Below are 8909 nucleotides of genomic sequence, written 5' to 3'. Positions count from 1 at the left end.
GAAGTCGTACTTGGACAGCAGCTCGCGAACCTCGAGCTCCACCAGCTCCAGAAGCTCCGCGTCGTCCACCATGTCGCACTTGTTCAGGAAGACCACGATGGCCGGGACACCGACCTGGCGCGCGAGCAGGATGTGCTCACGGGTCTGCGGCATCGGACCGTCGGTCGCCGCGCAGACCAGGATCGCGCCGTCCATCTGCGCCGCGCCCGTGATCATGTTCTTGATGTAGTCGGCGTGGCCGGGGCAGTCCACGTGCGCGTAGTGGCGCTTGTCCGTCTGGTATTCGACGTGCGCCGTCGCGATCGTGATGCCGCGCTCCTTCTCTTCGGGGGCCTTGTCGATCTGGTCGAAGGCCACGAAGTCGGCCCAGCCCTTCATGGACAGGGTCCGCGTGATGGCGGCCGTCAGCGTCGTCTTGCCGTGGTCGATGTGACCGATGGTGCCGATGTTGACGTGCGGCTTGCTGCGCTCGAATTTTGCCTTACCCATGGTGCATCCCCTTGATCTTTGGAGTCAAAAATATTGCCCTGAAACAAAAAGTGGAGCCCACGATCGGATTTGAACCGATGACCTCTTCCTTACCAAGGAAGTGCTCTACCTCCTGAGCTACGTGGGCGGACATGCGGCAGGCTCTCTCCCGTCAGCGGAGAAACGAATGGAGCGGGAAACGGGACTCGAACCCGCAACCCTCAGCTTGGAAGGCTGATGCTCTAGCCAATTGAGCTATTCCCGCGGTTTCACCGTAGTCAAACGGCAGAACCCCTGCCTTCTACAGCCGAAAACCTGAAATATGGTGGTGGGGGGAGGATTTGAACCTCCGAAGGCTCACGCCGACAGATTTACAGTCTGTTCCCTTTGGCCACTCGGGAACCCCACCGATGAGAAAGATCTGGAGCTGGCGATGGGACTTGAACCCGCAACCGGCTGATTACAAATCAGCTGCTCTACCAGTTGAGCTACGCCAGCCTGTACGGGCCGGAGTTCGTTACATGCGCGCGACGGCCATGTCAAGCGCAAGTACTGGTGGAGCCGATCAGTCCCTCGATCCAGCAATCCGGCGTCAGCCTTGGCTGCGCGCCGGAACAAGGGGCATTACGCCCTCGCCTGGAGAAAGGCAAGCCTTTTTTCCTCGCCCTGCCCTTCTTCCGTGAAATTCGCCTCCGAATCCGGAAAAAAAGCCGCCCGGCTGAGCCGGGCGGCGTCACGTCATCTACTAGTATAAAGCGGAGACTCAGGCAAGGGCCGGGGCGGCACCGGGCATCGGGCGGCAGGCCTTCTCGCGCGCGGCGGCGCGGGGCTCACCCAGGACGACCTCTTCCAGGTACTCGTCGGCGTTGGCCGTGATGTAGCGCAGGAACTCGTTGTTCAGGGCGTGGCCCGAGGCGTGGACCTCGAAGCGGCCCCACAACGGCGCCTCGTACATGGCCATGTCGCCCACGAAGTCCAGCACCTTGTGGCGCACGAACTCGTCCTTGAAACGCAGCCCGTCCTCGTTGACCACGCCGAACTCGTCCAGGACCACGGCGTTCTCGAGCGAGCCGCCGAGAGCCAGCCCGTTGGCGCGCAGCATCTCGACCTCCTGCAGGAAGCCGAAGGTGCGGGCCTTGGCCAGGCGACGGGCGAAGAGATCGGGCGTGAGCTCGATGAAGAACTCCTGGCGGCCGATCATCGGGTGGTTGAACTCGATGGAGTAGTCCACGGCAAAGCCCTTGAACGGCTCGGCCTTGATCCACTTGCCCTCGCGCACGAACTCGATGGGCTTCTTCAGCGCCATGACCCGGCGGGCGCGGTTCTGGACCTGCGTACCCGCGAGGCGCAGCAGGTAGACGAAGGGCGCGGCGCTGCCGTCCATGATGGGCAGCTCGCCGCCCTGGACCTCGATGAGCACGTTGTCGATGCCCATGCCGCGGATGGCGGCCAGGATGTGCTCGACGGTGGCGATGGCGTCTCTGCCCCGGGCCAGGGTGGTGGCCAGGCGCGTGGAGTGCACGGAGTCGGGCGCGGGCTTCAGGAAGCGGCTGCCGTTCTCGTCGCGGACGCAAAAGAGAATCCCGGTGTCCTCGGGAGCGGGACGCAGGGAGAGGTGGACCTTCTTGCCGCTGTGCAGGCCGATGCCGGCGCAGCTGATGGGTTTGCGGATCGTCTTCTGATGCATGATGCCTCCGTGGCGCCTCTTAGCAACATCCATGCCGACGGATAACATACTGAAAAACAAAGAATTTACCATCCATGAAAAACGGACGATATGTAGCATGCGTGCAGCACTGTGGCCTTTTCCCCACATTCCACTCCTGCTGTCGCATCGTTGCACACACGCCGTAGACCCATTCGGGGCGCATGGAGCCGGAACGGACCAGGGAGCTTTGCGGATGGACGAGCAAGGGATCGGGGCGTGTCAGGCCGCGCGGACGTGCTCCGTCCGCCTATGCGCGCGCCCGCACGATGCGCTGCAGCCCGGCCAGGTCGCGCAGCACGCCGACCTCGCGAAACCCTGCCTCGCGCGTCAGGCTGCAGGCCGCCTCGCCCTGGCGGCAGCCGATCTCCACGAGGAGCAGGCCGCCGGGCCTGAGCAGGCGCGCGGCCTCGGGCAGAAGGGCGCGCACGGCGTCTAGCCCGTCCTCGCCGGAGACCAGGGCCAGGCGCGGCTCGAAGTCCGCGACCTCGTGCGAGAGCTCGGCGTATTCCGCGCAGGTGACGTAGGGCGGATTGGAGACCACGAGGTCGCAGCAGCCGTCCGGAAGCGGCAGACGGCCGAAGTCGGCGCGCAGGAAGGCGAGCCTTCCGGACACGCCGTTTCGCGCGGCATTGGACGCGGCCAGCCCGAGCGCGGCCTGGCTCGCGTCCACGGCAAGGCCGGAGGCGTCCGGCAGGAGAGAGGCCAGGCTCACGGCCAGACAGCCGCTGCCCGTGCCCAGGTCCGCGAAACGCAGCGGTCCCTCGCCGGAGCCGCCCGTGGGAAAGGCCTCGCGCACGGCCTCGACGATGCCCTCGGTCTCGGGCCGGGGCACCAGGACCTCGGGCCCCACGGCGAACGGCAGGCCGTAGAATTCCTTCTCGCCCAGGATGTAGGCCACCGGCTCGCCCGCGGCGCGCCGCCGGATCAGGGCGCGAAAGGGCGCCAGTTCGGTCTCGGCAAGGGGCTTGTCCGCGTCCAGGAGCATGGCCAGCCGGTCCTTTTCCAGAGCGCGGGCCAGGAGGAGCTGCGCGGAGAGGCGCGGGCCGTCCACGCCCTTCTCCGCCAGCCAGGCCTCGGCCTTGGCCAGCACGCTGCGGACGGTCTCGCGGCTGTTCATGCGGACGTGAGGTGTGCGCCGGGTGCGGCGCGGATCAGGCGGTCTCGGCCTGGTGTTTCAGGGCCTCGGCCTGGTTGGAGGCGATCAGGGCGTCGACCATCTCGTCGATGTCGCCGTCCATGAAGGCGTCGAGCGAATAGAGGGTCAGCCCGATGCGGTGGTCGCTGACGCGGCCCTGCGGAAAATTGTAGGTCCGGATACGGCCGGAGCGGTCGCCCGAGCCGACCTGGGCGCGGCGGCTCTCGTCCTCCTCGGCCTTGCGCTCCGAGGCCATGGCCTCGTGCAGGCGGGAGCGCAGCACCTTCATGGCCTTGGCCTTGTTCTTGTGCTGCGACTTCTCGTCCTGGCAGGTCACGACCACGCCCGTGGGGATGTGCGTGATGCGGATGGCGGACTCGGTCTTGTTGACGTGCTGGCCGCCCGCGCCGGACGCGCGGTAGGTATCGATGCGCAGGTCCGTGGGGTCGATGGGCACGTCCACCTCGTCGGCCTCGGCCATGATGGCCACGGTCACGGCCGAGGTGTGGATGCGGCCCTGGGACTCGGTCTCGGGCACGCGCTGCACGCGGTGGGTGCCGGACTCGTACTTGAGGCGGGAGTAGACCTTCTCGCCCGCGATGGAGGCGATGATCTCCTTGAAGCCGTGGGTGCCCATCTCGTGGGCGCTCATGACCTCCAGGCGCCAGCCCTTGCGCTCGGCGAAGCGGGAGTACATGCGGAAGAGGTTGCCCGCGAACAGGGCCGCCTCCTCGCCGCCTGTACCGGCGCGGATCTCCAGGATGATGTTCTTCTCATCCATGGGGTCCTTGGGCAGGAGCAGGATCTGCAGCTCGTGCTCGATCTCGGGCAGATGCTCGTTGATGGAGCCGATCTCGGCCTTGGCCATGTCCCTGATCTCGGGATCGGAATCGGCGAGCATGGCCTTGTTCTCGGCCAGCTCGCGCGTCAGGCGCTTGTGCTCGCGGAAGACCTTGACGATCTCACCGAGGTCCGAGTGGGCCTTGGTCAGCTTGCGGTAGCGCTCCTGGTCGTTGAAGACTTCAGGCGCTGCGAGCTCCCGTTCGAGGTCCTCGAATTTCCGCTCGAGGCTTTCAAGCTTGGCGAACACGATGCTATCCTTGTTCTTTTGCGTCCACGGCGCACTTGAGCGCCGCTATGGCCACCTCGAGCTGCGAGTCGTCGGGCTCGTAGGTGGTCAGGCGCTGCATCATCATGCCCGGAACCGAGAGCATGCGGCAGACGGTCAGATGCTGCGAGCGGCCCGCGAGACGGATGATCTCGTAGGCCAGGCAGCTCACCGGGACCATGAGCACGAACTTGAGCCCGATGACGTAGAGCTGCTTCAGCACCTTGCCCTGCGGCGCCCAGAGGTGCAGCGCGCCGGGCACGAGAAAGGCGTAGAGCACGATGGACAGTGCGAGCACGAAGAGCAGGAACGTGGTGCCGCAGCGGGGATGCAGGCGGCTCGCGGTGCGGGCGTTCTCGCAGTTCAGCGGCAGGCCCTTCTCGAAGGTCCAGATCGTCTTGTGCTCGGCCCCGTGATACTGGAAGACGCGCTTGATGTCCGGGACCCGGGAGATGCCCAGGATGTAGAGCACGAAGATGGCCAGCTTGAAGAGCCCGTCCCAGGCCTGGAAGGCCAGGCTCGACACGTCGCCGGAAAGCCCTAGCCACTGCATGCCGAGCGTGACCACGTGCGGCAGGACCACGAACAGGCCGAGCGCCATGGCCAGCGCCAGGACGACCGTCCCGGCCAGGGCCAGGGGCGAAAGCTCCTCCTCGCCCTCGCCCTCGAGGGCGTGCTGGGCCGAGAAGTTGAGCGCGCTGATGCCGTTGACCAGGGTTTCAACGAGCACGGGAAAGCCGCGTACCCCGGGCGTCTTGGCCCAGGCCCCCTTGAACAGGGAGAACCAGGGCCGAAGCTCGACCACGATGGATCCGTCGGCTTTACGCACGGCGATGGCCAGACGGCCGCCGCTGCGCATCATCACGCCTTCCATGACCGCCTGCCCGCCCACGTTCTGGGGGGCGGCGAGGAGCCAGGGAAAAAGCCTCACTCGGTCTCCCGTCGAGGCGCGCAATCCTACTTCGCGTCCTTCTGGAACTTGGCGTACTTCTTGTTGAAGCGGTCGATGCGACCGGCCGTGTCCACGAAGCGCTGCTTGCCGGTGTAGAACGGGTGGCACTGCGAGCAGATTTCGACCTGCACGGTCTCGCCCTTGGTGGACAGGATCTGGGCCTCGTAGCCGCAGTTGCAACGGAAGGTGGCCTTGAACACCTTCGGATGGATATCGCTCTTCATTTCAAACTCCTCCTTGGGGAGAAAAGGAAAGCACAGGCATATAACGCCGGTTTTGCCCCTTGGCAAGTGAAATCCACGACATTCCGGGGGAAACCCGCGCAGCCCGCGCACGCCCGGCAATCGCGCGTTTCTCGCCCCCCTACCCTCGGGCGGGGAACCCCGGGCTCGCGACGTGCGCTCCGTCGAGCCCCACGAAGAGCACCGAGCGGCCCGGCAGCGCGGCCACGGCCCGGCTGCCCGCAGCGGGCCCGAGGACCATGAGGCCGGTGGCCAGGGCGTCGGACTCGGCGCAGGTGGGCGCGCAGGCCGTGACCCCGGCGGCCAGCCCGGGCGAACGGCCCGTGCCCGGGTCCACGATGTGGCAGAGGAACCTGCGGCTGTCGAAGGAAACCTCGTAGCTGCCCGAGGTGGCCACGGCGCCGTCGCAAAGCTCCACCACGGCCGGCGCGCCGTTCTGTCCGCCCGGGTCCTCCACCGCGACGCGCCACTTGCCGCCGCGCTCGGGCGAGCCGTGGGCGCGGATGTCGCCGCCCGCGTTGATCAGGAAGTTCTGCGCGCCAGCGGCGAGCATGGCCTCGGCCGCGAAGTCCACTATGCGGCCCTTGGCGATGGCGTCGAGCGTCACGGCCATGCCGCTGCGCGCGAGCCGCACGGAGCGGCCCGCGCAGCGAAGCCCCGCGATGCCCACCAGCTCCTCGGCCGCGGCCAGCTCGCCGGGCGCGAGCCGCACCTCGCCGTCCGCGGAGCGCGCGGCCAGCAGCTCCACCACGGGCAGCACCGTGGGGTCGAAGGCCCCATTGGTCGCGCGGTGCACGGCAAAACACTGCGCGAACAGCGCGGCGAGCTCGGGCGGGGCGTCGGCAAGACTCCCCCGCTCGTTCAGGACGCTCACGGGCGAGGCCGGAGCGAAGCGGGAGAAGACCGGCTCGTAGCGTGCCACGGCGTCGAAAGCGCGGCCCGCGGCCTCCTCGGCGCGATCGCGCGAGTCGTCCACCACGCTGACCGAGACGAAGGTACCCATGGCCGGACGCAGGAGCGAGAGCGTGCGGCTTCTGCCGAGCATCCCGGCCCCGGCGGCCAGGGGCACGAGCGTGCCCGCGGCGGCGCAGATCCCCGCGCCCGCCGAGCGCAGCAGGAACTCCCGCCGCGACATCCCGGGCTTCCCGTGCGCGGCCCTGTTCATGGCGAAGCGCCTCATTGCGCCACCCTCCCCTCTTCGCGCGCCTGGGCGAAGGATGCCTGGTCCATGATCCCGCCCAGGGGCGCGGGGTCGCGATTGTAGCAGGTGGAGCCGCAGCGCAGGCAGCGCGCGGCCTCGTAGTGCAGCTGCTCCTCGCTGATGGTCTGGTCCACCTCGCGGAAGTTGCAGAAGCGGTCCTCGGCGCAGAGTTCGGGGATGCGCGTGCGCGGCACCTTCCCCACGCCCTCCAGCTCCTTGAAGAGCGTCTCCGGCAGGGGCTTGCGCTGCAGGTTGGCGGGCACGGGAATCTCGCCCTGCATCAGATAATAATGGATGCCCCGGGCGGCCCTGCGTCCGCCGCCGATGGCAGTGACCACCAGGGCGGGGCCGGTGACCAGATCACCCGCGGCGAAGACGTCGGGCACCGCGGTCTGCATGGTGTCCGGGTTCACGGCCACGGTCTTGCGCCGCGTGATCTCGCAGGCCGGGGTCTTCTCCTCGATGTAGCAGGTGTCCGGATACTGGCCGATGGCCGCGACGAGCATGTCGCAGTCCATCGTCTCCTCCGAGCCCTCCACGGGCACGGGCCTGCGCCTGCCCGAGGCGTCCGGCTCGCCGAGCTCCATGCGCAGGAATTCGAGCCGCGCGATGCGGCCCTCTCCGTCCTTTTCCACGCGCGTGGGCGCGGCCAGGAAGAGCATTTCCACGCCCTCCTCCTTGGCCGCGTGGATCTCCACCGTTGCGGCGGGCATCTCGGCCTCGGTGCGGCGGTACATGATGGTCACGCGCGCGCCGGTGCGCCTTGCCGTGCGGGCCGCGTCGATGGCCGTGTTGCCGCCGCCCACGATGACCACGTTCTTCCCCACCTCGGGAGCCCGCCCGAGCGCCCATTCGGTCAGGAACTCCGTGCCCGGCCAGACGCCCCCCGCGTCCTCGCCGTCTATGCCGAGCCCCCAGTTGAGCCAGGCGCCCATGCCCAGGAAGAAGGCCTCGAAGCCCTCCTCCCGAAGCCCCTCTAGGGTGAAGTCGCGGCCGAGTTGGACGCCCGTGCGCGCCTCGATGCCGAGATCGAGGATGCCCTGGATCTCCCAGTCCAGAACCTCCTTGGGCAGGCGGTATTCCGGGATGCCGTAGCGCAGCTGGCCGCCCAGGCCCGGCTGCGACTCGAAGATCGTGGGGCTGTGGCCCAGGCGGCGCAGGAAGAAGGCGCAGGACAGGCCTGCCGGGCCGCCGCCGATGATCGCCACCTTGCGGCCCGTGGGCCGGGCGCAGGGCAGGCAGACGCGGCCGTGCGCCATCTCCCAGTCCGCCAGCCAGCGCTTGACCAGGTTTATGCCCACCGGATCGTCCACCGCGGCGCGGCGGCAGTAGCCTTCGCACGGCGCGGGGCAGACGCGGCCGATGGAGAGGATGAGCGGGTTGCGCTCCTTGAGCGTCTGGATGGCGGCCTCGTACTGGCCGTTTTTGGCCTGCTCGATGTACTGCGGGATGTTGATCTGGGCCGGGCAGATCTGGCGGCAGGGCGCCAGGCACTCGTCCTCCTGGTTCATGTGCAGGAGGCGCGCGGAGGTGGAGACCACGGAGAGCACGCCGCGCGGGCAGACGTCCGCGCACCTGCCGCAGGCGCGGCAGCGAGCCTCGTTGATCACCGGCGTGCCCTGCGGCCCCAGCGTCAGGGCGTCGAAGGGGCAGGCGCGCACGCAGGAGCCGAGCCCCAGGCAGCCCGTGGCGCAGCTCTTGGCGCCCGAGTAGAGCATGGCCTGGGCGCGGCAGTCGCGCGCACCCTGGTAGAAATACTTCTCCGCAGCGCGGCCGCCGCCGAAGCAGTCGTGGAAGGCCACCTCCGGCTCGCGCAGCACGACCTCGAGGCCGAGCAGCGCGCCCACGCGCTGGGCGACCTCCGGCCCGCCCGCCACGCACACGTCCGGCCCGGCCCGGCCCTCGACCACGGCCTGGGCCGCGCCCGAGCAGCCGGGATAGCCGCAGCCGCCGCAGTTGGCGCCGAGCAGCGCTTCCTCGACCTGGGCGATACGCGGGTCCTCCTCCACGTGCAGAAAGCGCGAGGCGATGGCCAGCAGCGCGGCGGCGCCGAAGCCGAGTCCCACCAGGAAGAGCACAGATGTCGTGACCATGC

8 protein-coding genes and 4 tRNA genes are annotated in these 8909 nt (G+C 68.3%); all 12 read right to left on the bottom strand.

Annotation, left to right across the window (positions count from 1 at the left end; translation table 11 throughout):
* Positions 1-489 (bottom strand): GTP-binding protein (locus DSX2_RS13635; RefSeq protein ID WP_020879966.1); only part of this gene is annotated, 489 nt, incomplete at its 3' end.
* 51 nt (positions 490-540) lie between these two features.
* A tRNA-Thr gene (locus DSX2_RS13630) sits at positions 541-616 on the bottom strand.
* Between the two features lie 40 nt (positions 617-656).
* A tRNA-Gly gene (locus DSX2_RS13625) sits at positions 657-733 on the bottom strand.
* A 58-nt stretch (positions 734-791) separates the two neighbouring features.
* Positions 792-877: transfer RNA gene (locus tag DSX2_RS13620), tRNA-Tyr, on the bottom strand.
* Between the two features lie 13 nt (positions 878-890).
* Positions 891-966, bottom strand: a tRNA-Thr gene (locus DSX2_RS13615).
* Between the two features lie 265 nt (positions 967-1231).
* A complete protein-coding gene (lpxC, locus tag DSX2_RS13610; RefSeq protein WP_020881531.1) occupies positions 1232-2155 on the bottom strand; it encodes a UDP-3-O-acyl-N-acetylglucosamine deacetylase in 924 nt (307 codons plus the stop codon).
* Between the two features lie 268 nt (positions 2156-2423).
* Entirely contained in the window at positions 2424-3293 is an 870-nt protein-coding gene (prmC, locus tag DSX2_RS13605; RefSeq protein ID WP_020881530.1) for a peptide chain release factor N(5)-glutamine methyltransferase, read from the bottom strand.
* A 34-nt stretch (positions 3294-3327) separates the two neighbouring features.
* Positions 3328-4401, bottom strand: a complete 1074-nt coding sequence (gene prfA / locus DSX2_RS13600) for a peptide chain release factor 1 (RefSeq protein ID WP_020881529.1) — start codon at positions 4399-4401, stop codon at positions 3328-3330.
* 4 nt (positions 4402-4405) lie between these two features.
* Entirely contained in the window at positions 4406-5293 is an 888-nt protein-coding gene (locus tag DSX2_RS13595) for a DUF1385 domain-containing protein (protein ID WP_152512961.1), read from the bottom strand.
* An 83-nt stretch (positions 5294-5376) separates the two neighbouring features.
* Entirely contained in the window at positions 5377-5595 is a 219-nt protein-coding gene (gene rpmE, locus DSX2_RS13590; protein WP_020881527.1) for a 50S ribosomal protein L31, read from the bottom strand.
* Between the two features lie 139 nt (positions 5596-5734).
* Positions 5735-6793, bottom strand: coding sequence for an FAD:protein FMN transferase (locus tag DSX2_RS13585; RefSeq protein WP_020881526.1), 1059 nt, complete (start codon positions 6791-6793; stop codon positions 5735-5737).
* Complete coding sequence (locus DSX2_RS13580; protein ID WP_020881525.1) at positions 6790-8907, bottom strand: FAD-dependent oxidoreductase; 2118 nt, start codon at positions 8905-8907, stop codon at positions 6790-6792. Before DSX2_RS13580 ends, DSX2_RS13585 begins: the two co-directional genes overlap by 4 nt.
* Between the last annotated feature and the right edge of the window lie 2 nt (positions 8908-8909).

Source organism: Desulfovibrio sp. X2 (assembly GCF_000422205.1).
In the GTDB taxonomy this organism is placed as follows: domain Bacteria; phylum Desulfobacterota; class Desulfovibrionia; order Desulfovibrionales; family Desulfovibrionaceae; genus Alkalidesulfovibrio.
This window is presented reverse-complemented; position numbering and strand designations above follow the sequence as displayed.